17 protein-coding genes are annotated in these 22,003 nt (G+C 69.2%); 6 read left to right on the top strand and 11 right to left on the bottom strand.

Annotated elements, in window-relative coordinates; all coding sequences use genetic code 11:
* The first annotated feature begins 98 nt into the window (after window positions 1-98).
* The 5 genes from asd (at window position 99) to EOE66_RS09455 (ending at window position 5,219) form a co-directional block, all read left to right on the top strand.
* Window positions 99-1,013, top strand: a complete 915-nt coding sequence (gene asd / locus EOE66_RS09475; RefSeq protein WP_128228455.1) for an archaetidylserine decarboxylase — start codon at window positions 99-101, stop codon at window positions 1,011-1,013.
* Window positions 1,010-2,200, top strand: coding sequence for a glycosyltransferase family protein (locus EOE66_RS09470; protein WP_128228454.1), 1,191 nt, complete (start codon window positions 1,010-1,012; stop codon window positions 2,198-2,200). The genes asd and EOE66_RS09470 overlap by 4 nt, the downstream gene beginning before the upstream one ends.
* A gap of 9 nt (window positions 2,201-2,209) precedes the next feature.
* On the top strand, window positions 2,210-3,052 hold the full coding sequence (locus EOE66_RS09465) for a UDP-2,3-diacylglucosamine diphosphatase (RefSeq protein ID WP_128228453.1): 843 nt from the start codon (window positions 2,210-2,212) through the stop codon (window positions 3,050-3,052).
* Between the two features lie 101 nt (window positions 3,053-3,153).
* Complete coding sequence (locus tag EOE66_RS09460; protein ID WP_128228452.1) at window positions 3,154-4,296, top strand: TIGR03790 family protein; 1,143 nt, start codon at window positions 3,154-3,156, stop codon at window positions 4,294-4,296.
* Entirely contained in the window at window positions 4,293-5,219 is a 927-nt protein-coding gene (locus EOE66_RS09455) for a DMT family transporter (protein WP_375137470.1), read from the top strand. The genes EOE66_RS09460 and EOE66_RS09455 overlap by 4 nt, the downstream gene beginning before the upstream one ends.
* Before the next feature lie 63 nt (window positions 5,220-5,282).
* On the opposite strand, the gene EOE66_RS09450 is transcribed toward EOE66_RS09455, so the two are convergent.
* The 10 genes from EOE66_RS09450 to rimP all read right to left on the bottom strand — a co-directional run bounded on the left by EOE66_RS09450 (window position 5,283) and on the right by rimP (window position 18,638).
* On the bottom strand, window positions 5,283-6,161 hold the full coding sequence (locus EOE66_RS09450; protein WP_128228451.1) for an alpha/beta fold hydrolase: 879 nt from the start codon (window positions 6,159-6,161) through the stop codon (window positions 5,283-5,285).
* A gap of 4 nt (window positions 6,162-6,165) precedes the next feature.
* Window positions 6,166-7,032, bottom strand: coding sequence for an alpha/beta fold hydrolase (locus EOE66_RS09445; protein WP_128228450.1), 867 nt, complete (start codon window positions 7,030-7,032; stop codon window positions 6,166-6,168).
* Between the two features lie 9 nt (window positions 7,033-7,041).
* Window positions 7,042-8,739: a wax ester/triacylglycerol synthase family O-acyltransferase gene (locus EOE66_RS09440; RefSeq protein ID WP_164885059.1), complete on the bottom strand. Its 1,698-nt coding sequence runs from the start codon at window positions 8,737-8,739 to the stop codon at window positions 7,042-7,044.
* Window positions 8,740-9,052: 313 nt separating this feature from the next.
* Complete coding sequence (locus EOE66_RS09435; RefSeq protein ID WP_245478976.1) at window positions 9,053-9,955, bottom strand: DMT family transporter; 903 nt, start codon at window positions 9,953-9,955, stop codon at window positions 9,053-9,055.
* 48 nt (window positions 9,956-10,003) lie between these two features.
* Window positions 10,004-11,836: a translational GTPase TypA gene (gene typA, locus EOE66_RS09430; RefSeq protein WP_128228448.1), complete on the bottom strand. Its 1,833-nt coding sequence runs from the start codon at window positions 11,834-11,836 to the stop codon at window positions 10,004-10,006.
* On the bottom strand, window positions 11,833-12,786 hold the full coding sequence (gene truB, locus EOE66_RS09425) for a tRNA pseudouridine(55) synthase TruB (protein WP_128228447.1): 954 nt from the start codon (window positions 12,784-12,786) through the stop codon (window positions 11,833-11,835). The genes typA and truB overlap by 4 nt, the downstream gene beginning before the upstream one ends.
* 3 nt (window positions 12,787-12,789) lie before the next feature.
* Window positions 12,790-13,155 (bottom strand): 30S ribosome-binding factor RbfA, encoded by a 366-nt coding sequence (gene rbfA, locus EOE66_RS09420; protein ID WP_054139705.1) that lies wholly within the window; start codon window positions 13,153-13,155, stop codon window positions 12,790-12,792.
* A gap of 73 nt (window positions 13,156-13,228) precedes the next feature.
* The gene (gene infB, locus EOE66_RS09415; RefSeq protein ID WP_128228446.1) at window positions 13,229-16,120 is read right to left on the bottom strand and encodes a translation initiation factor IF-2; all 2,892 of its coding nucleotides are present in this window, start codon (window positions 16,118-16,120) and stop codon (window positions 13,229-13,231) included.
* Window positions 16,121-16,175: 55 nt separating this feature from the next.
* On the bottom strand, window positions 16,176-17,654 hold the full coding sequence (nusA, locus tag EOE66_RS09410) for a transcription termination factor NusA (RefSeq protein WP_128228445.1): 1,479 nt from the start codon (window positions 17,652-17,654) through the stop codon (window positions 16,176-16,178).
* Window positions 17,655-17,660: 6 nt separating this feature from the next.
* Window positions 17,661-18,638 (bottom strand): ribosome maturation factor RimP, encoded by a 978-nt coding sequence (gene rimP, locus EOE66_RS22360; protein WP_310733103.1) that lies wholly within the window; start codon window positions 18,636-18,638, stop codon window positions 17,661-17,663.
* 242 nt (window positions 18,639-18,880) lie between these two features.
* Between rimP and fabI the strand changes: the two genes are divergently transcribed.
* Window positions 18,881-19,663: an enoyl-ACP reductase FabI gene (gene fabI / locus EOE66_RS09400; RefSeq protein ID WP_128228444.1), complete on the top strand. Its 783-nt coding sequence runs from the start codon at window positions 18,881-18,883 to the stop codon at window positions 19,661-19,663.
* A gap of 48 nt (window positions 19,664-19,711) precedes the next feature.
* Here fabI and EOE66_RS09395 read toward each other — a convergent pair whose 3' ends face one another.
* Window positions 19,712-21,973 carry an arginine/lysine/ornithine decarboxylase gene (locus EOE66_RS09395; RefSeq protein ID WP_128228443.1) on the bottom strand — a complete coding sequence of 754 codons (2,262 nt, stop codon included), beginning with the start codon at window positions 21,971-21,973 and terminating at the stop codon, window positions 19,712-19,714.
* Window positions 21,974-22,003: the final 30 nt, after the last annotated feature.

The following is a 22,003-nucleotide window of genomic DNA, read 5'->3' as shown; positions in this document are numbered from 1 at the left end:
AAGGCGGCGTGGCGCCACGGTCGCGCAAGGGCATGCGTCACCGCCCTGACCGCGAAGGGTCACGCCGGCGTCATGCCCGGCCACCACGATGCGGGTCCATGCCCACGGCCCCCCTCCCCCAGGCTCCGAAACGTGTCGGCTGGCTTGCCGGCTTGAGAGAGCGCCTGCTGCTGCAGGAAGACCTGAACTTCCTGCTCACCAACCGCGTGCCGCGCATCGCGCTCACACGCTTCATGGGCTGGTTCAGCCAGATCCGCCACCCCTGGGTGTGCCGCGCGTCCATCGCGGTGTGGCGGCTGTTCACCGATCTCGACCTGAGCGACGCGAAGCACGCCGAGTTCGCCAGCCTGCACGACTGCTTCACCCGCGAGCTGAAACCCGGCGCGCGCCGCATCGACCCCGACCCGCAGGTGTTCTGCAGCCCCAGCGACGGCATCGTCGGTGCCTTCGGCACGGTGCAGGCCGGCAGCGTGCTGCAAGCCAAGGGCATGCCCTACCGTGTGGCCGATCTCTTCGGCAGCGCCGAGCGTGCGCAGCGTTTCGAAGGCGGCAGCTACCTCACGCTGCGGCTCACCTCCAGCATGTACCACCGCTTCCACGCGCCCTGCGCGGGCCGCGTGCGGCATGTTTCGTACATCAGCGGCGACACCTGGAACGTCAACCCCATCGCGCTGAAGCGTGTGCGCGAACTTTTCTGCCGCAACGAGCGCGCCTGCATCGACTTCGACGGCCCGCAGGGCCAGCGTTTCGCGCTGGTGCCGGTGGCCGCCATTCTGGTGGCGAGCATCCGGCTGCATTTCCTCAACGTGCGGCTGCACCTGCGCTGGCCCGGCCCCAACGAGATGCCCTGCGACCACGCGGTGGCCAAGGGCGAAGAGCTGGGCTGGTTCGAACACGGCTCGACCATCATCGTCTTTGCGCCGCCGGGCGCGACACTCGCGCCCGGTGTGCAGCACGGCCAGACGGTGCGCATGGGGCAGGCCCTGATGCGGCTGCCGGAGAGCCGGCCATGACACGCGTGGACCTCGTCTGGTTCAAGGCCGGCGGCGGCCACCGCGCCGCGGCGCAGGCGCTGCAGCAAGTGATGCAGCAGGCGGTGCAGCCCACGATGGGCGACAGCCCGGGCGAGGGCGGCTCGCCCTGGCAGCCGCGCCTGCTGCACCTGACCGAGGTGCTGGACCCGCAGGGCCTCTTCCAGCGCCTCACGGGCCTGGAGCCCGAAGACCTCTACAACAAGCGCCTGGCCAGCGGCTTCACGCTCGGCCTGGCGCAGGAACTCAAGCTGCTGCAGGCCCTGATCCGCCTGGGGCACAGCAGCCTGGTGCAGCGCCTGGCGCGCCACTGGGCGGCGGCGCCACCCGATCTGGTGGTCAGCCTCATCCCCAACTTCAACCGCGCCATGCACGACGCGCTGGCCCTGGCCTGCCCCGGCGTGCCCTTCGTCACCGTGCTCACCGACATGGCCGACCATCCGCCGGCCTTCTGGATGGAGCCCGGCACGCAGCAGCACCTGGTGTGCGGCACCGAGCGCGCGGTGCAGCAGGCGCTGGCCGCCGGCTTCGCACCGCGGCGTGTGCACCGCGCCAGCGGCATGATCCTGCGGCCCGCTTTCTATGCACCGCCGGCCGTGCCGCGTGAACAGGCGCGCGCGGCTTTGGGGCTGGACGCGCACACACCCACGGGCCTGGTGATGTTCGGCGGTGCGGGTTCGCGCGTGATGCGGCAGATCGCGCAGGACCTGCCGCGCACGCCGCTGATCCTGCTGTGCGGGCACAACACCAAGCTGGCCGACGAGCTGCGCGCGCTGCCCTCGCTGGCCCCGCGTTGCGTCGTCGGCCACACGGCCGACGTGGCCGGCTGGATGCGCTGTGCCGACTTCTTCATCGGCAAGCCCGGACCCGGCAGCCTGAGCGAGGCCGTGCAGATGGGCCTGCCGGTGCTGGTGACGCGCAACGCCTGGACCATGCCCCAGGAACGCTGGAACACCGAGTGGGTGCAGGCCCACGGCGTGGGCGTGGTGCAGCGGAGTTTTCGCGAGGTGGCCACCGGCGTGGCCGAACTCTGCGCCGCCCTGCCGGCCTACCAGGCGCGGGTGCGCGCGATGCACAACCGCGCGGTCTTCGAGCTGCCGCAGATCCTGGCCCGCATCGTGCGCGAGGCGGCCCCGCAAACCCCGGCGCCGCTGGCGTCGACGGCCTGAGGAGGCCCCATGCGCCGAGACGCCCTGCCCCTGCTGCCCACCGACGAGGACAACGTGCCCGAGGGCACGCTGCGCCTGCGCACGGTGTGGATCTCCGACCTGCACCTGGGCACCCCCGGCTGCCAGGCCGCGGCCCTGCTGGCCTTCCTGCGCCACGTGGAGTGCGAAACGCTCTTTCTCGTGGGCGACATCATCGATGGCTGGCAGCTGCGCCGGCACTGGTACTGGCCGCAGGCCCACAACGACGTGGTGCAGAAGCTGCTGCGCAAGGCGCGCAAGGGCACGCGCGTGATCTTCGTGCCCGGCAACCACGACGAGTTCGCGCGCCGCTACCTCGGCCACAACTTCGGCGGCATCGACGTGGTGGAGGAACACATCCACACCACCGCCGACGGGCGCCAGCTCTGGGTGACGCACGGCGACCTCTTCGACGGCGTGATCCAGTGCGCCAAGTGGCTGGCCTACGTGGGCGACTGGGCCTACGAGCTCACGCTGCGCATCAACCGGCACTTCAACTCGCTGCGGGCGCGCCTGGGGCTGCCGTACTGGAGCCTCTCGAAGTACCTCAAGCTCAAGGTCAAGCGCGCGGTCAGCTACGTGGGCGACTTTGAAGCCGCCGTGGCGCGCGAGGCGCGTGAACGCGGGGTGCACGGCGTGGTGTGCGGGCACATCCACCACGCCGAGATGCGAGACATCGGCGGCATCCTGTACTGCAACGACGGCGACTGGGTCGAGAGCCTCACCGCGCTGGTGGAACACGCCGACGGGCGGCTGGAGATCCTCGACTGGGCGCAGCACCTGGCCCAGCGCCAGGCACGGCCAGCGCTGGCGACACCGGCCGTGCTGGCCTGAGCGCGGCGCCCGCAGGCGCAGGCGCTACATTGCAGGCCACTGCGCCCCTGGGCGCCGCAGCGCCGACTTGAACCTTTCGGCGGCCCGGCGTTCACACCGGCATGACCGTTCACGCACAGCCCCCCGCCCCCCTGCCCCGCCTGGCCCCGACACGCCGCCGCCTCGCCCAGGTGTCGCTGGGTGTGGGGGCCGCCCTGCTGCTTGCAGCCTGCGGCGGCGGGGGCGGCAACAGCGGCACGGCAAGCCCTTCGGAGCCGGCCCCCACCGCCTTGCGCCCCGCCGATCTCGCGGTGCTCTACGCGGCCGGCGATGCCACCAGCGAATCCATCGCCCGCGCTTACCAGCAGGCGCGCGGCATCCCCGAGGCCAACGTGCTGGCCGTCACCCTGCCCACGCGGGCCGATGTGATGAGCAGCACCGACTTCAACGCAATGAAGACCGCGCTCGACGCGCGGCTGCCGGCCGGCGTGCAGGCCACGCTGCTGACCTGGACCACGCCTTCGCGCGTGGCCGGCGCCTGCACCATGGGCCTGACCGCGGCGATGGCGCTGGGCTACGACACCCGCTACTGCGGCGGCTGCACCGCCACCGCCTCGACCGCCTACTACAACAGCGGCAGTGCACAGCCTTGGACGGCGCTGCGCATCCGCCCCTCGATGATGCTGGGCGCCGCCACGCTGGCCGAGGCCCAGGTGCTCATCAACCGCGGTGTCGCCGCCGACCGCAGCATGCGCAGCGCCGGGGCCAGCGCCAACGCCTTCCTCGTGCGCACCGACGACGCGGCGCGCAGCGTGCGCTGGAACGACTTCGTGAACACGGCGGCCAGCAGCGTCAGCGGGCTGCAGTTCCAGCTGGTGGACAACGCCGCCGGCACAGGCAGCAACGACGTCACCGGCCGCAGCAACCTGTTGTTCTACCTGACCGGCACCGTGCGCGTGAACAACGCCGTCAGCAACACCTGGCTGCCCGGCGCCGCGGCCGATCACCTCACCAGCTTCGGCGGCTTTCTGCCCGATGGCAACGGCCAGATGCCCGTCACCGAGTGGCTGCGCGCGGGCGCCACCGCCAGCTACGGCACCGTGGTGGAGCCCTGCGCCTACGAGCAGAAGTTCCCGCGCGCCAGCGTGCTGGTGAACCGCTACGCGCAGGGCGACACCTTGATCGAGGCCTACTGGAAATCGGTGCAGTGGCCCGGCGAAGGCCTCTTCGTCGGCGAACCGCTGGCGCGGCCCTGGGCGCCTTGAGCTCCTCAGCCGGCACCGCAGCGGCCTCGCCCCGCGCACTGGGCGCCGCGGCCTTCGGCACGCTGCTGCTCATTGCGCTGATGATGGGCGCCAACCACGTGGCGGCGCGGGTGGCCTTCAACCACGGCGCCAGCGTCGCCACCGCAGTGGCCTGCCGCAGCAGCGCCACGGTGCTGGTGCTGGCCGCAGTGCTGCTGCTGTGGCGCGTGCCGCTGAAGCTGCAGCCGCACCACGCCCGCGTGCTGCCGCTCATCGGCCTGCTCATCGGCGTGCAGAGCCTGTGCCTGTACGCCGCCGTGGCGCGCCTGCCGGTGGCGCTGGCGCTGCTGGCCTTCAACTGCTTTCCGCTGTGGATCTCGCTGTGGTCGCGGCTGCTCTACCGCCAGCGCACCGAACCGCGCGCGCTGCGCGCCATGCCGGTGCTGCTGCTGGGGCTGGGCCTGGCGCTGGACGTGACGGGCGCCGCCTCAGGCCTGGGCGCGGCCGGCCAGTGGGCGCAGATCGGCGCCGGCGTGGCCTTCGCATTGGCGGCCGCAGCCACCTTCGGCCTGGCGCTGGTGCTCACGCAGCACGAGGCCGGCGGGCTAGACGGGCGTGTGCGCACCTTCACCACCATGGCCCTGGTGGCGCTGCTGGCCGGCGCCGTGCTGGCCACGCAAGGCGGCCCGCGGTGGCCCACGGCGGCGCCGGGCTGGTGGGGGCTGGCGGCGCTGAGCCTGCTCTACGGCACTGCCTTCACGGTGATGTTCACCGTGCTGCCGCGCCTAGGCGTGGTGGGCAATTCGGCCATCATGAACGTGGAGCCCGTCTTCGCGCTGGTGCTGGCCTGGGCGCTGCTGGGGCAGGCCATCGCGCCGGTGCAGGTGGTCGGCGCGCTGCTGGTGGTGGGCACGGTGATCTGGCTGGGCACGCGCCGCCGCTGAGGCGGCGCCAGCCTTGAACTTCCGCAGCTGAGGCGGCGTCAGCCTGCAACCGCCGCGGCTGGTTCAGCGCGCCGCGTTCTCGGCGATGCCGTCGACAAAGCGCGGCAGCAAGGCCAGCGGCAGGTCGTGACCCATGCCGGGGACGAAATCGCCCTGCGCGCCACGGATGCGCTGCACCAGATCGCGCCCGGCTTCCACGCGCACCAGCGGGTCGGCCAGACCGTGGATCACGCGCGTGGGCGCGCTGATCTGCGGCAGCAGCGCGCTGCGGTCGCCATCGGCCACCACGGCCAGCAGCTGCCGCGCGGTGCCCGTGGGGTGCCATGAGCGCTGTACCGTGGCCAGCAGGCGGGCGCGCTGGCGTTCGGGGTCGGGCGGGTAGCCGGGGCTGCCGATCACGCGCAGCAGCGCTTCCAGGTGCTGCACCACGGCCATCGGCGCGGCGCTGGCCGGGCGCGAGAGCAAGACCCCGCGCACGCGCCAGTTCGGCTGCGGCAGGTGGCGTGCGCCGCTGGTGGTCATCATCAGAACCAGGCTCTTCACGCGCTGCGGGTGTTTCGCGGCCAAGTGCTGCGCGATCATGCCGCCCATGCTGGCGCCGCACACATGGGCCTGCGCGATGCCCAGCGCATCGAGCACGCCCACGGCGTCCTGCGCCATGTCGGCCAGGCTGTAGGGCGAGGCCACGGCCAGGCCCAGCGTGTGGCGCACGGCGCCGGCGGCGATGCTGGGCACGCCGAGGTGGTCGAAGTGCTGGCTGAGGCCGATATCGCGGTTGTCCAGGCGGATGACGCGGAAGCCGTGCGCCACCAGGGCCTGCACCATCTCTTCGGGCCAGGCCACGAGCTGCATGCCCAGGCCCATGATCAACAACACCGGCTCGCCGCCCGGCGGACCCTGGTCGTCGATCTCGATGCCGATGCCGTTGGCGACGATGCGCACGGCCCTACAGCCCGGCTGACCGCAGCGGCGCGTGGTGCGTGACCTTGTAGAACCAGCGCCGCGCGCCCTGCACGTCGAAACGCTGCCATTGCTGCGGGTCTTGCCGCAGGCGGTCGGCGATGGCGTAGAGCGCCAGCGGGTTCATGCCCATGCCGATGTGGCTGGCATGCACCTCGATGTTCTCGGCCTGCGGGTGCTCGGGGTTCAGGCTGCACTGCCAGGCCACGACGCCGTCGGTCTTGCTGTAGATCGAGGTGGTGGGGCAAGGCGGCAGGCCGCGGATCTGCTCGATCAGCGCCGGGTCGTGCGTGCTCTGGCCGCTGACCATTTCGTAGAAGCGCCAGGCGTTGGTGGCGCGCGGGTGCCCGTTGAAGGGCGTGCCCAGCGTGATGACGCAGCGCACGTTCTGCGGCTGCTCCTTGGCCAGCTCGCGCGCGTAGACGCCGCCCAGGCTCCAGCCGATCAGGCTGGCCGGCTGGCCGTGGCGCGCGGCCACCTGCTGCAGCTGTTCACGGCAACGATCCAGCACGCCGTGCTTGGGGCCGAAGTTGAAGCCCTGCTTCCACGCATACGGCGTATAGCCGCGTTCGCGCAGGAAGTTGCGCAAGGGCAGCGTGGTGATGTCGGCCGCGCCCAGGCCCGGGTAGACCAGCACCGGGTGGCCGTCGCCGACCGGCAGTCGCTTCAGCCAGGGCGCGGCGGCCACCATGGCGGCGTACTCCCAGGGGGCACGCGCCTCCAGCATCAGCAGCAGCGGGCCCGGGGCCTCGACGAGCTCGCGCGCGTCCAGCGGCGCGAAGGGATCGGTCTGCGGGCGCGGCGCGTCGGCCGCTTCAACCACCGGCTTGCGCCGGCGCATCGGAACACTCATGCGGGCATGCTAGCCGGCACGGCGCTTCTTTTTTGGGGGCGCCACCTCAGCAGGCTTATCGCTTGCCCGGGGGCGCCTTGTCACTTGCGAGACAGCCGCGTCGACCACGCCGCCCATCACACCGCGGGTGACGCCGCGAGTAACGCCGCTGACGACACTGCCGACCATGCCCCCCACCACCCCTCTGGCCGCCTTGCCCAGGCTGCTGCCCAGGCGCTCGGTGGTCTGGCGCACCAGGCCCAGGGGCGGCGGTGCGTCGGGGTCGTCTTCGCCGGGCCGCGGCAGCGCACGCAGGTCGTCGAAGGCGATGCGCAGGGCCTCGGCGAACTCGCGCACGTCGGGCATGGCTGCGGCATCCGCCATGAGGCCGAAATCCAGGCTCTGGTCGTAGCTCTGCACGGTGATATTCAGCGCCATGCCGTGCACGACGATGGAGGCCGGGTAGTTCGTCACCATGCGCGCACCGGCCATGTACAGCGGCACCGGTGGGCCGGGCACGTTGCTGATGACGACGTTGGCCACCTGCGGGATGCGGTCGGCCACCTTGGCCTTGCCGTACAGCGCCGTGGCGGCCTCGATCAGCCAGGGCACACCCAGCGACGGGAAGTCCGTCGGCAGGATGCTCTTCAACTGCCCCATCGTGCTCTTCATCGAGGCTGTCGCCGCCTTCACGTGGGCCAGGCGCTTCTTCGTGTCTGCGATGTTCGTGCCCAGGCTGATGAAGCTCATGCTGGCCTGGTTGTCGGCGTCGGTGTTACCCTTCTCGCGCAGCGAGATCGGCACCGCGGCCACCAGGCTCTTGCGCGGCAGCACACGCTGCTTGGCGTAGTGCCGGCGCAGCGCGGTGCTGCACAGCATCAGCACCATGTCGTTGATGGTGGCCTCGAAGGCGCGGCCGATGGCCTTGATCTCGCCCAGCGGCAGCGTCACGGTGGCGAAGGCGCGGCCGCTGCTCACCGAGACGTTCAGCGGCGTGCGCGGCGCCAGCGTGAGGTTGCTGGGGCCGGCCTTGCCCGTGAGCAGCGACGAGGCCGAAACCACTGAAGTCGCCGCGTTCTTCAGCGTGCCCACGGTGGCGGGCAGGTTGCGCACGATCTCGGCCACCTTCTGCGCCTGGCCACCGATCACGCCGCGCAGCATCTCCGTCATCTCCAGCTTGAAGGTGCGGGTGCGGCGCGAAGGTTTCACCTCGATGGCGCGTGGCGTGGGGGTCACGTCGAGGATGGCGTTGGCCAGCGCCACCGCGGCCTGGCCGTCCACCGCGGCGTGGTGCAACTGCGTGTACAGCGCCACGCGGCGCGCGCCGCTGGGGCCCGGGGCCAGGCCTTCGAAGACATGGAATTTCCACAGCGGCTTGCTGCGGTCGAGCAGCACGGGGTGCAAGGCCGAGACCGCGGCTTCCAGCTCGGGCAGGCCGGGCGCCTGGCCGTTCACCTTGGGCAGCTTCACCTCCACGATGTGCTGCTTGAGATCGGGCACGGCATCCACCCAGGCCGGGTTGGCCAGGTTCAGCGGCATCCACCACAGCCGGCGGCGCAGCACCGGCGTGATGGGCAGCCGGCTCTCGATGTGCTTGCGCAGCGCGGTGACGAACTTGCCCTTGCTGCCGGCCGGCAGCTCGAAGAGGTGCAGCGCGCCCACGTGCATGGGCATCTCGGCCGTTTCGAGGTAGAGGAAGGTGGCGTCCAGGCCGGAGAGTTGTTGCATGCAAGGGCCCCGTGCAAACCGCAAGCCTGCGGCGGTTGGCATGCTAGGCCGACGCACGCGCGCCCGGCCTGAGGGCTAGCCCGGCCCCGGCAGGAAAATCGGGCCGCCCGCCGCAGCGGGCAGCCCGTTCCCCCGGCCGGCACCTGCACGGCACCGTGCCACCCTGAGCACTGCCGCCGTGGGCATGCGCTGCCGGGCGGTCTGCGCCGCACGATAAGCGCCGGGCTGGAGGCTGGGACCTGCAAGCTCTGACAGGGGACCCTGGGTCCCCCCGCACTCGGAGGGTGTGCACCCGGAAAGGTTCAAGCCGTGTTCAGCCGGCTTCCTGGACACGCTTTCGCAGGGCCAGCGCTTCGTTGCCCACCAAGGCCAGCAGCACCAGCCCGCCCCCGCCCAGCACCGCGAGCGAAGGTGCTTCACCGGCGCCGAGCCAGGCCCACAACACGCCGAACAGCACCTCCAGCAGGCCCAGCAGCGACACCTCCGGCCCGCTCAGCACCCGTGCCACGGCCACCGCCATCAGGCAGGGGATGGCCAGTTGCACCGTGCCCAACAAGGCGAGCAGGCCCAGGTCGTGCGGCGAGGCGGACAGCGGCCAGGCCAGCGGCAGCGTCACTGCGGCCGACAGCAGCGCACCGACGAGCACCGCACTCAGCATGTCAGGCGGTGTGTCGCCGAGGTGCTGGCGCGTTTTCAGGTGCTGCAGCAGCGTCCAGTTCACCGCGGCGGCGATGGGCACGGCCAGGGCCACCCCCATGCCCAGCAGCGCGCGCGGGTCGCTGGCCTGCACCTCCTGGCCGTACATCCAGGCGATGCCCACGCCGGCGAGCGCAATGGCGGCCCAGGTGCGCGGTGCCAGCCGGTGGCCCAGCACGGCACGCGACAACAGCGCAGTGAACAGCGGGCCGATGGCCATGGTGACCAGCACATTGGCCACGCTGGTGAGCGTGAGCGCCATCATGAAGGCCGTGTACATCACGGCCCAGCAGGCCCCGCTGAGCCACAGCGCGCGGCCACCCCGGCGCAGCGTGGCCCACAAGGGGCCGGGGCCCTTCATCACGCCCAGCAGCAGCACCAGAGCCAGCGCGTTGAAGGCGCTGCGCCAGAAGGTGACTTCAAAGCCGCTGGCCGATTCGAGGAATCGCGAGACCACGCCCGCGATGCTCCACATCAGCGTGGCCAGCACCATGCACCACACCGCCTGGCGGTGTGTCACGGCTTGCGCACCGCCTGGCGGTGGGTCATGCCACCGGCCACCGGGGCTTCAGGCCGCCTCGCGGCTGGCGCGCTTGCGCTCGTGCTCGCTCAGGTGGCGCTTGCGCACGCGGATGCTCTTGGGCGTGATCTCCACCAGTTCGTCGTCCTCGATGAACTCCACACCGTACTCCAGCGTCAGGTCGATCGGGGGCGTGATCTTGATCGCGTCTTCCTTGCCGCTGACGCGGAAGTTGGTCAGCTGCTTGGTGCGCGTGGCGTTGACGACGAGGTCGTTGTCGCGGTTGTGGATGCCGACGATCATGCCCTCGTACACCGGGTCGTTCGGCTTCACGAACATGCGGCCGCGGTCGTCGAGCTTGCCCAGCGCGTAGGTGAAGATCTCACCGGCGTCCATGCTGATCAGCACGCCGTTCTTGCGGCTGGCGATCTCGCCCCGGTGCGGCTCGTAGCCGTCGAAGATGTTGCTGATCAGGCCCGAACCGCGCGTGAGGTTCATGAACTCGTTGGAGAAGCCGATGAGGCCGCGCGCCGGAATGCGGTACTCCAGGCGCACGCGGCCGTGGCCATCGGGTTCCATGTTCACCAGCTCGCCCTTGCGCTCGCCCAGGGCCTGCATCACGCCGCCCTGGTGCTGCTCTTCCACGTCGGCCGTCACCAGCTCGATGGGCTCGCACTTCTCGCCATTGATGGTCTGGAACACCACGCGCGGCTTGCTCACGGCCAGCTCGTAGCCTTCGCGGCGCATGTTTTCCAGCAGGATGGTCAGGTGCAGTTCGCCGCGGCCCATCACCTCGAAGACGCCGTCTTCGTCGGTTTCCTTCACGCGCAGCGCCACGTTGCTCTGCAGCTCTTTCTGCAGGCGGTCCCAGATCTGGCGGCTGGTGACGTACTTGCCTTCACGGCCGGCCAGCGGGCTGGTGTTGACGCAGAAGTTCATGGTCAGCGTCGGCTCGTCGACCTTCAGCATCGGCAGCGGGGCCGGCGTGACGGGGTCGGTGACGGTCACGCCGATGCCGATCTCGTCGATGCCGTTGATCAGCACGATGTCGCCCGGGCCGGCCGACGTCACCTGCACGCGGTCCAGGCCCTGGAAGGTCAGCACCTGGTTGACGCGACCCTTGGTGGCCTTGCCTTCGGGGCCTTCCATCACCACCACGTCCATGCCGGGCTTGATGGTGCCGGCGTTGATGCGCCCCACGCCAATGCGGCCGACGAAGGTGCTGTAGTCCAGCGCCGAGATCTGCAGTTGCAGGGGTGCCGCCGGGTCGCCCTGGTGCGAGGGCACGTGCTTGAGGATGGTGTTGAACAGGGCCGACATGTCGGGGCCCCACTGCGCGCCGGGCTCGCCTTCTTCCAGCGAGGTCCAGCCGTTGATGCCCGAGGCGTAGACGACGGGGAAGTCGAGCTGTTCGTCGTTGGCACCGAGCTTGTCGAAGAGGTCGAAGGCGGCGTTGACCACGGCGTCGGGCTTGGCGCCCGGCTTGTCGACCTTGTTCACCACGACGATGGGCTTCAGGCCCAGCGCCAGCGCCTTCTTCGTGACGAAGCGGGTCTGCGGCATCGGGCCTTCCTGCGCGTCGATCAGCAGCACCACGCCGTCGACCATGCTCAGCGCACGCTCCACCTCGCCGCCGAAGTCGGCGTGGCCCGGGGTGTCGACGATGTTGATGTGCGTGCCTTCCCAGCTGACGGCGCAATTCTTGGCCAGGATGGTGATGCCGCGCTCGCGTTCGATGGCGTTGCTGTCCATCACGGTGTCGACGACCTTCTCGTGTTCGGCGAAGGTGCCGCTCTGGCGCAGCAGTTGGTCGACCATGGTGGTCTTGCCGTGGTCGACGTGGGCGATGATGGCGACGTTGCGGATGGCTCGGGTGCTCATGACGGTGTTTCCTGGACTTCGATGGGGCTCAGCAGGCGGTCTGCGATCAATTCGCCTGCGCTGATGTGGGCGGTGCCTAGAAAGGCCACCGGGGCGTCGGGGGGTTCCGGCGGGCGCCGGTACACGCGCACGGCCGGTGTATCGGCCAGGCCCACGCGCCGGCGCAGCCCGTTCAGGAAACGGCCCGCTTCGTCGTCGGGCAGGTGCACCGCCGGCCACGCGGCCAGCAGGCTGTCGGCCGGGCGCAGCCGGGCTTCACGTGCGGTTTCGCTCAGGGCCTGCAGGGCTTCCAGGGTGATGGCGTCTTCCACGCGCAGGGGCCCGCTGCCGGTGCGGCGCAGGGCACTCAGGTGCGCGCCGCAGCCCAGCGCCTGGCCGATGTCTTCGGCCAGCGTGCGGATGTAGGTGCCTTTGCTGCAGCTCACGTCCAGTACCAAGCACTCAGCATGCCACTCGAGGATGTCGATGGCGTGAATCGTCACGGCGCGCGCCGGGCGTTCGACCTCCACGCCGGCCCGTGCGTACTCGTACAGCGCCTTGCCCTCGTGCTTCAACGCCGAGTGCATGGGCGGTGTCTGCAGGATGTCGCCGGTGTGGCGGTGGCAGGCGGCCTCGATGGCGGCACGCTCGGTGGGCAGCGGGCCCTCGGCGATGACTTCGCCCTCACGGTCGCCCGTGGTGGTGCGCTGGCCCAGGCGCAACGTGGCGGTGTAGCGCTTGTCGGCGTCCAGGCTGACCTGGCTGAACTTGGTGGCCGCGCCGAAACACAGCGGCAGCAGCCCCGTGGCCAGCGGGTCCAGCGTGCCGGTGTGGCCCCCCTTCTCCGCGCGCAGCATACCCTTGGCCTTCTGCAGGGCGTCGTTGCTCGTCCAGCCCAGGGGCTTGTCGAGCAAGAGCACACCATGCAGCGGCTTGCGGGGGGTGCGCACACGCGGCGCCGGGGCGTTCATCGCTCAGTCTTCTTTGGCGCGCACGCTGTTGGCCTTGGCGATCAAGGCCGAGAGGTCGGCGGCGCGTTCGGTGGTCTTGTCGTAATGGAAGTGCAGCGTCGGCACGGTGTGGATGGCCAGGCGCTTGAAGAGCCCGTTGCGGATGAAACCCGCAGCCTCGTTCAGCGCCGCGGCGCTGTCCTCGGGCGTGCCCACCAGCACCGAGAAGTAGACCTGCGCGTGTGCGTAGTCGGGCGTGACTTCCACGCTGTTGATCGTGACCATGCCCAGCCGCGGATCCTTCAGATCGCGGATGAGTTCGGCCACGTCGCGCTGGATCTGGTCGGCGACGCGGTAGCTGCGATTGGGGACTGACTTCTTGTGTCGCATGGGTGCAGACCTTTAAGTACAAACCCCGCCTACTTTGCAGCAGGCGGGGTTTGCAGGTGAGGGCAAATCCGCCTTACAGCGTCCGTGCCACTTCCTTCACCTCGAAGAACTCGAGCTGATCGCCTTCCTTGATGTCGTTGTAGTTCTTCAGCTTGATGCCGCACTCGAAGCCTTCCTTGACCTCGCGCACGTCGTCCTTCAGGCGCTTCACCGATTCGATCTCGCCGGTGTAGATCACCACGTTGTCGCGCAGCAGGCGGAACTTGGCGTTGCGCACCACCTGGCCGGCGGTGATGTAGCTGCCGGCCACGGTGCCGATCTTGCTGGCCACGAACACCGTGCGGATCTCGGCGGTGCCGATGACCTCTTCACGCTGCTCAGGGGCCAGCATGCCGCCCATCGCCGCCTTGATCTCGTCGACCGCGTCGTAAATGATGTTGTAGTACTTGATGTCGACGCCGTTGCCTTCGGCCAGCTTGCGCGCACCGGCATCGGCCCGCGTGTTGAAGCCGATGACAACCGCCTTGCTGGCGATGGCCAGGTTGATGTCGCTCTCGGTGATGCCACCCACGGCGGCGTGCACGATCTGCACCTTCACCTCGGCCGTGCTCAGCTTGAGCAGGCTCTGGGCCAGCGCTTCCTGCGAACCCTGCACGTCGGCCTTGACGATCAGGCTCAGCGTCTGCGCGGCGCCTTCGCCCATGTTCTCGAACATGCCTTCCAGCTTGGCGGCCTGGCGCTTGTTCAGCGTCACTTCGCGGTACTTGCCCTGGCGGAAGGTGGCGATTTCGCGCGCACGGCGCTCGTCGCCCAGCACCATGAACTCGTCACCGGCCTGCGGCACTTCGGTCAGGCCCTGGATCTCCACCGGCATCGACGGGCCGGCGCTCTCGGTGGCGTGGCCGTCTTCGTCCAGCATGGCACGCACGCGGCCATAGCTGCTGCCGGCCAGCACGACATCGCCCTTCTTGAGCGTGCCGCTCTGCACCAGCACCGTGGCCACCGGGCCGCGCCCCTTGTCGAGCTTGGCTTCGATGACCAGGCCCTTGGCCGGGGCGTCTTTCGGCGCCACCAGTTCCAGCACTTCGGCCTGCAGCAGCACCTGCTCCAGCAGCGTGTCGATGCCCGTGCCGACCTTGGCCGAGACGCCCACGAAAGGCGAATCGCCACCGAAATCTTCGGGGATCACGCCCTCGGCCACGAGTTCGCTCTTCACGCGCTCGAGGTTGGAATCGGGTTTGTCGATCTTGTTCATCGCCACGACGATGGGCACGCCGGCGGCCTTCGCGTGGGCGATGGCTTCCTTGGTCTGCGGCATCACGCCGTCGTCGGCCGCCACCACCAGGATGACGATGTCGGTGGCCTTGGCACCGCGGGCGCGCATCGCGGTGAACGCGGCGTGGCCCGGGGTGTCGAGGAAGGTGATCATGCCGCGCGGCGTTTCCACGTGGTAGGCGCCGATGTGCTGCGTGATGCCGCCGGCCTCACCCGCGGCCACACGGGCGCGGCGGATGTAGTCCAGCAGGCTGGTCTTGCCGTGGTCGACGTGGCCCATCACCGTGACGACCGGTGCACGCGGCAGCTGGTCGGCGGCGTCGTGCAGCGCGGTTTCTTCTTCGGTGAAGGCTTCCGGGTCGTCCAGCTTGGCGGCCAGCGCCTTGTGGCCCATTTCCTCGACGACGATCATCGCCGTCTCCTGGTCGAGCTGCTGGTTGATGGTGACCATCTGGCCCAGCTTCATCAGCTGCTTGATGACCTCGGAGGCCTTCACGCTCATCTTGTGCGCGAGGTCGGCCACCGAGATGGTCTCGGGCACGTGCACCTCTTGCACCTGCGCCTCGGGCGCCGGCGTGAAGCTCGGCCCGCCCTCGGTGCCGCCGCGGCGTGCACCGCCGCGCGGCGCGCGCCAGCCCGGCCGGCCGGCACCACTGTCGCCCCGCGTCTTGAGCGCGGCGCGCTTCTTGGCGGCGTCGTCGGCCCAGCTGCTGCTGAGCTTCTCGCTCTTGACCTGCTTCTTGTCGCCCGGCTTGGCCACCGCAGTGGTCGCACCCGGCGCGCCTGGCTTGGCCGTGGGCTTGTGGATGGTGCCCTTGATGGCTTCCTTCGCGGCTTCGGCCGGCTTGGGCTCTTCCGGCTTCTTGGCCACCAGCACCTTCTTCGGCGCGTTCATCATCGCGCGGATGGCGGCGGCTTCGGCCTCGGCGGCCTTGCGGCGGCGGGCCAGGTCTTCGGCCTTGGCGGTGTCTTCGGCGGCCTTGTCGGCGGCCTTCACCACGCGCAGCAGCGGCTTGGCCGGCTCCACGGGCTTGGGCGGCTCGGCGGCTGCAGCGGCCTCGGCGGCCTTCGCCTCGGCAGCAGCTTCCGAGGCCTTTTCCGCGGCCTTCTCGGTGGCGGCCTTCTCGGCGTCGACCTTCGCCCCCTTGCGCACGGGCTTGGGCGTCTCCAGCGCGGCAGCGCGGGCCAGGGCTGCGGCGGCGGCAGCAGCCGCTTCAGCGGCTTCGCGCGCGGCGCGCTCCTGCTCTTCACGCACGCGGCGCGCTTCGGCCAGCTCTTCTTCCTGCTTGCGGATGGCTTCGGCCTGGGCGCGCGCTTCTTCCTCGCGGCGCTGCAGGTCAAGGTCTTCCGCGCTCGGGCCGGTTTCCTCGGTGGCTGGCGACGCATCGTCGCGCTTGACGAACACCCGCTTCTTGCGCACTTCCACCTGGATGGTGCGGGCACGCCCGCTGGCGTCGGCCTGCTTGATCTCGGTGGAGGTCTTCTTCGTCAGCGTGATCTTCTTGCGCTCGGCGCCGGCACTGGTGCCGTGGGCGTTGCGCAGGTAGTCGAGCAGACGCTCCTTGTCCGATTCGGTCAGCGCGTCGTCCGGTGACTGCTTGGTCACGCCGGCCGATTGCAGCTGCTCGATCAGGGCCGTGGTGGGGCGGCCAAGCTGGGCTGCGAATTGGGCGACAGTGGTCACGGCCATGGGTGCGTTTTCCTCGGGTGTTCGGTGCGGGCGTTACAGCAGTTCAGTCTGGCGTTCAGACGTTGAACCAGTGCTCGCGGGCCTTCATGATCAAAGCCTTGGCAGCCTCGTCATCAATGCCGGTCATGTCGGTGAGCTCGTCGACGGCCAGGTCGGCCAGGTCGTCGCGGGTGTGGATGCCACCCCCGGCCAGCTTGGCGATCAGCTCGGGGTTGAGACCTTCGAGGTCGCGCAGGTCCTGCGACACCTCCTCGACCTTCTCTTCCTTCTCGATCTCCATCGTCAGCAGCGCGTCCTTGGCACGGGTGCGCAGTTCGTGCACGGTGTCCTCGTCGAAGCTTTCGATCTCCAGCATTTCCTGCAGCGGCACGTAGGCCACCTCTTCCAGGCTGCTGAAACCTTCGGCGATCAGGATGTCGGCCACTTCGGCGTCGACGTCGAGCTTGTCGACGAAGAGCTGGCGCACCGATTCACTTTCGGTGGCCTGCTTGGCCTGGCTCTCCTCGGCCGTCATGATGTTGATGCGCCAGCCGGTCAGTTCGCTTGCAAGACGCACGTTCTGACCGCCGCGGCCGATGGCGATGGCGAGGTTCTCTTCGTCGACCACCACGTCCATGGCATGGCGCTCTTCGTCGACGACGATGCTCACCACGTTGGCCGGGGCCAGCGCGCCGATGACGAACTGCGCCGGGTCTTCCGACCACAGCACGATGTCCACGCGCTCACCCGCGATCTCGTTGGTGACGGCGTTGACCCGCGAGCCGCGCACACCGACGCAGGTGCCGATGGGGTCGACGCGGCGGTCGTGGCTGATGACGGCGATCTTGGCGCGGCTGCCCGGGTCGCGGGCGCAGCTCTTGATCTCCAGCAGGCCCTGCTCGATCTCGGGCACTTCCTGGGCAAACAGCTCGATCATGAAACCCGGGGCGCTGCGGCTGAGCATGATCTGCGGGCCGCGCTGCGTGGGGTCGATGCCCATCAGGAAAGCGCGCACGCGGTCGCCACTGCGCAGGTTTTCCTTGGGGATCATCTCGCTGCGCTTCAGGCGCCCTTCGACGCGGCCGCTCTCGACGATGATGTCGCCCTTGTCCAGGCGCTTGACGGTGCCGACAAAGATCTTCTCGCCGCGGGCGAGGAAGTCGTTGAGCAGCTGCTCGCGCTCGGCATCGCGGATCTTCTGCAGGATGACCTGCTTGGCCGCCTGCGCACCGATGCGGCCGATGGTCAGCGACTCGATGGCCTCTTCGATGTAGTCGCCTTCCTCGATGTCGGGAATGCGCTCCAGCGCGTCGGAGAGCAGTTCCTCGGCATCGGGGTTCTGCAGGCCGGCGCTGTCGGGCACGACGAGCCAGCGGCGGAAGGTCTCGTACTCGCCGGTCTCGCGGTCGACGGCGACGCGAATGTCGACCTCGCCGCCGTTGAGCTTCTTCGTCGCCGAGGCGAGCGCGGCCTCGACGGCGCCGAAGACGACCTCGCGGTCCACCGTCTTCTCGCGCGAGATGGCGTCCACCAGCATCAGCATTTCGCGATTCATCAGTCCCTAGCCTCCATCTGTGCCCGGCGCGGCCGCCGCGTCGGGCGCCTCACCAGCCGGCTCGCCCGCCGCCGCGTCACCGCGGGGCTTGCGGCCCTTGAAATCCACCACAGGCACGAGGCGAGCCTCGCGCACTTCGTCGAAATTGAAACCGAGCACCTGCTCGGCCTTGCCTTGCTTGAAGACCAGTTGCCAGCCGCTCACGGGCGCAGCCGCGCCGGCTTCTGCCGGCTCGGCCAGCACGGCTTCGGGCACCGCGCGCTGCAGCACGCCCTGCCAGTTCTTGCGGCCCTGGAAAGGCGTCTTCAACACGATGTTCACGGCCTCGCCACTGAAACGCTCGTAATCGGCCTCGGTCTTCAGCGGCCGGTCCAGACCCGGCGAGGACACCTCGAGCCGGCTGTAATCGAGCCCTTCCACTTCCAGCGCGTACTGCAGCTGGCGCGTGACCTGCTCGCAGTCCTCGACCAGCACGAATTCGCTGGGGATCGGGTAAGCGCGGCCCGGCTGGCGGTCGATGGTGATGCGCAGCAGGCCGCGCGGCGCACGCTCCACATCCACCACGTCGAAACCCAGACCCGCCACCGTGGCGTTGATGGCTTCACGCCAACCCACGCGCTCGCCTTCCGGCACCGGGCGGGGCTCACGCGGAGGGCGCGGCGTGCGAAAACCATCACGCGCAGCGCCGCCCACGCCAGCCACGCGGCTTTTGCCGCCGCCCTTGCGTGTATCTTGCGCTGTGGATAAGCCGGCAACCTTGCCGCCGGCCTTGAGGTTTTTGCTGTTCAAACGCTGCTTGTCCGCTTTTTGCCTGATCCGACCGATACGCTCTCTGGGCCCGCTGTGAACCAACGGGCTTCTTGCCAGCCGCCCCTGTCGCCGGGCGCGCCGCCAAGACCGGTCATCTGAAGCGCCGGCCCTGGCAGGCACCGTGCGGTGCACGGCCTCTGCAGGGGGCAGGGGCGCTTCATCAGCGTCGATCAAGCAAAAAAAATGGGCTGGAAGATTCCGCCCACGCAGCATTACCCGGAAAACCAGAAGTATAACCGGCGAACGTGACAGGCAGCAACCGTGCCGGCACCCGCCCTTCTGGAGCCGCAGCGCCTGAACGTGGTGCGCACACCACGCTGCACCGCCCCGAAGTGGCGCCCCTCCTGCGTGACAGAATCGCGCCCGCTCAAAACCGGGGCCGTGCACCGCGCGGCGCCCGCCATCTGGAGACACGCATGGGATTCCTCGCCGGCAAGCGCTTCCTCATCACTGGGGTGCTGTCCAACCGTTCGATCGCCTTCGGCATCGCCAAGGCCTGCCGTGCGCAAGGCGCCGAGGTGGCGCTCAGCTACGTGGGCGAGCGCTTCAAAGACCGCACCGTCGAGTTCGCCAAGGAACTGGGCACCGAACTGATCTTCGATTGCGACGTCAGCAGCGACGAGCAGATCCAGGCCATGTTCGAAGGCCTGGGCGCCGCCTGGGGCCAGTTCGATGGTTTCGTGCACAGCATCGGCTTCGCCCCGCGCGAAGCCATCGCCGGCGACTTTCTCGACGGCCTGACGCGCGAGAACTTCCGCATCACGCACGAAATCTCGGCCTACAGCTTCCCGGCCATGGCCAAAGCCGCGCTGCCCTACCTGCGCACGGGCGGCGCGCTGCTGACGCTCAGCTACCTGGGCGCGCTGCGCGCGGTGCCGAACTACAACACCATGGGCCTGGCCAAGGCCAGCCTGGAGGCCAGCGTGCGCTACCTGGCGGCCAGCATGGGCAAACGCGGCATCCGTGTGAACGGCATCTCGGCCGGCCCCATCAAGACGCTGGCGGCCAGCGGCATCAAGGATTTCGGCAAGCTGCTGGGCATGGTGGCCAGCGCCTCGCCGCTGGGCCGCAACGTCACCATCGAGGACGTGGGCAACGTCGCCGCCTTCCTGCTGTCCGACCTGGCCGGCGGCGTGACGGCCGAGATCACCTATGTCGACGGCGGTTTCAGCCAGGGCATGATGGCTCCGACCGAGTGAGGTGGATCGAGGGCCCGGGGCCGCAGCCCCGCCCTCGCTGTGCAGGCCTCAGGCCTGGATGCAGTCGACGTAGTAGCGCCGGCCCTCGCCCGGCACTTCTTCTTCCACGAGGCCGTGCACGTCGGTGTCGAAGCCCGGGAAGGCGGCATTGAACTCGCGCGTGAAGCGGAGGTAGTCGCAGATCTTCTTGTTGAAGCGCTCACCCGGGATCAGCAGCGGGATGCCCGGCGGGTAAGGCGTCAGCAGGCTGGTGGTGATGCGGCCTTCCAACTGGTCAATCGGCACTCGCTCGGTCTTGCGGTGCGCGATGTGCGCGTAGGCGTCGCTGGGCTTCATGGCCGGCACGATGTCTGACAGGTACATCTCGGTCGTCAGCCGCGCGATGTCGCCCTTGGCATAGGTCTGGTGGATGGCCTGGCAGAGGTCGCGCAAGCCCATGCGCTCATAGCGCGGATGGGCGGCGCAGAACTCCGGCAGGATGCGCCACAGCGGCGCGTTGCGGTCGTGGTCGTCCTTGAACTGTTGCAGCGCGGTGAGCAGCGTGTTCCAGCGGCCCTTGGTGATGCCGATGGTGAACATGATGAAGAAGGAGTACAGGCCCGTCTTCTCCACCACCACGCCGTGCTCGGCCAGGAACTTGGTGACGATGCTGGCCGGGATGCCGGTCTCGGCGAACTGGCCGTTCACGCCCAGGCCCGGGGTGATCAGCGTGCACTTGATGGGGTCGAGCAGGTTGAAGCCGTCGGCCAGGTCGCCGAAGCCGTGCCAGGGCTCGTTGGCCTTGAGCACCCAGTCGCGGCTGTGGCCGATGCCTTCGGCCGCCAGCGTCTCCGGGCCCCAGACGGTGAACCACCAGTCCTGGTCGCCGAAGTCGGCATCCACCTTGCGCATCGCGCGGCGGAAGTCCAGGCTCTCCTGGATGCTCTCTTCCACCAGGGCCGGGCCGCCAGGCGCTTCCATCATCGCCGCGGCCACGTCGCAGCTGGCGATGATGGCGTACTGCGGGCTGGTGCTGGTGTGCATCAGGTAGGCCTCGTTGAAGAGGTGGCGGTCTAGCTTGCGCTCTTGCGCGTCTTGCACCAGCACCTGGCTGGCCTGGCTGATGCCGGCCAGCAGCTTGTGCGTGCTCTGCGTCGCGAAGACGAGCTGATCCTTCGGACGCGGGCGCTTCTTGCCCATCGCGTGGTACGGGCCGTAGAAGGTGTGGAAGGCCGCGTGCGGCAGCCAGGCCTCGTCGAAGTGCAGCGTGTCGATGTAGCCGTCCAGCGCGTGCTTGATGGTCTCGGTGTTGTAGAGCACGCCGTCGTAGGTGCTCTGCGTCAGCGTCAGGATGCGCGGCTTCACGGTGGCCGGGTCCACCCCGGCCAGCAGCGGGTTGGCGGCGATCTTGGCGCGGATGGCCTCGGGCGAGAACTCGCTCTCGGGGATGGGGCCGATGATCCCGTAGTGGTTGCGCGTGGGCGGCAGGAAGACCGGCACCGCCCCCGTCATGATGATGCTGTGCAGGATGCTCTTGTGGCAGTTGCGGTCGACCACCACCACGTCGCCCGGCGCCACCGTGTGGTGCCACACCATCTTGTTGCTGGTGCTGGTGCCGTTGGTGACGAAGAAGCAGTGGTCGGCGTTGAAGATGCGCGCGGCGTTGCGCTCGCTCTGCAGCACCGGGCCGGTGTGGTCGAGCAGCTGGCCGAGTTCTTCCACGCTGTTGCACACGTCGGCGCGCAGCATGTTCTCGCCGAAGAACTGGTGGAACATCTGCCCCACCGGGCTCTTCAGAAACGCCACGCCGCCGCTGTGGCCCGGGCAGTGCCAGCTGTAGCTGCCGTCCTGCGCGTAGTCCATCAGCGCCTTGAAGAACGGGGGCGCCAGGCCGTCGAGGTAGCTGCGCGCCTCGCGGATGATGTGGCGCGCCACGAATTCCGGCGTGTCCTCGAACATGTGGATGAAGCCGTGCAGCTCGCGCAGCACGTCGTTCGGGATGTGCTGGCTGGTGCGCGTCTCGCCGTAGATGTAGATCGGGATGTCCGCGTTCTTGAAGCGGATCTCCTGGATGAACTTGCGCAGGTTCAGCACCGCCGGATCGAGCTCGGGCCCGGGTGTGAACTCTTCGTCGTCGATGCTCAGGATGAAGGCGCTGGCGCGGCTTTGCTGCTGCGCGAACTGGCTCAGGTCGCCGTAGCTCGTGGCGCCCAGGACCTCGAAACCTTCCTTCTCGATGGCCTCGGCCAGCGCGCGGATGCCGAAGCCGGAGGTGTTCTCCGAACGGAAGTCTTCGTCGATGATGACGATGGGAAAACGGAAGCGGAGCATGGCGCGGCCTTGGAAAAAGGGAAGGCGGGG

The sequence above is a fragment of the Rubrivivax rivuli genome, from assembly GCF_004016505.1.
GTDB lineage: Bacteria > Pseudomonadota > Gammaproteobacteria > Burkholderiales > Burkholderiaceae_C > Rubrivivax > Rubrivivax rivuli.
This window is presented reverse-complemented; position numbering and strand designations above follow the sequence as displayed.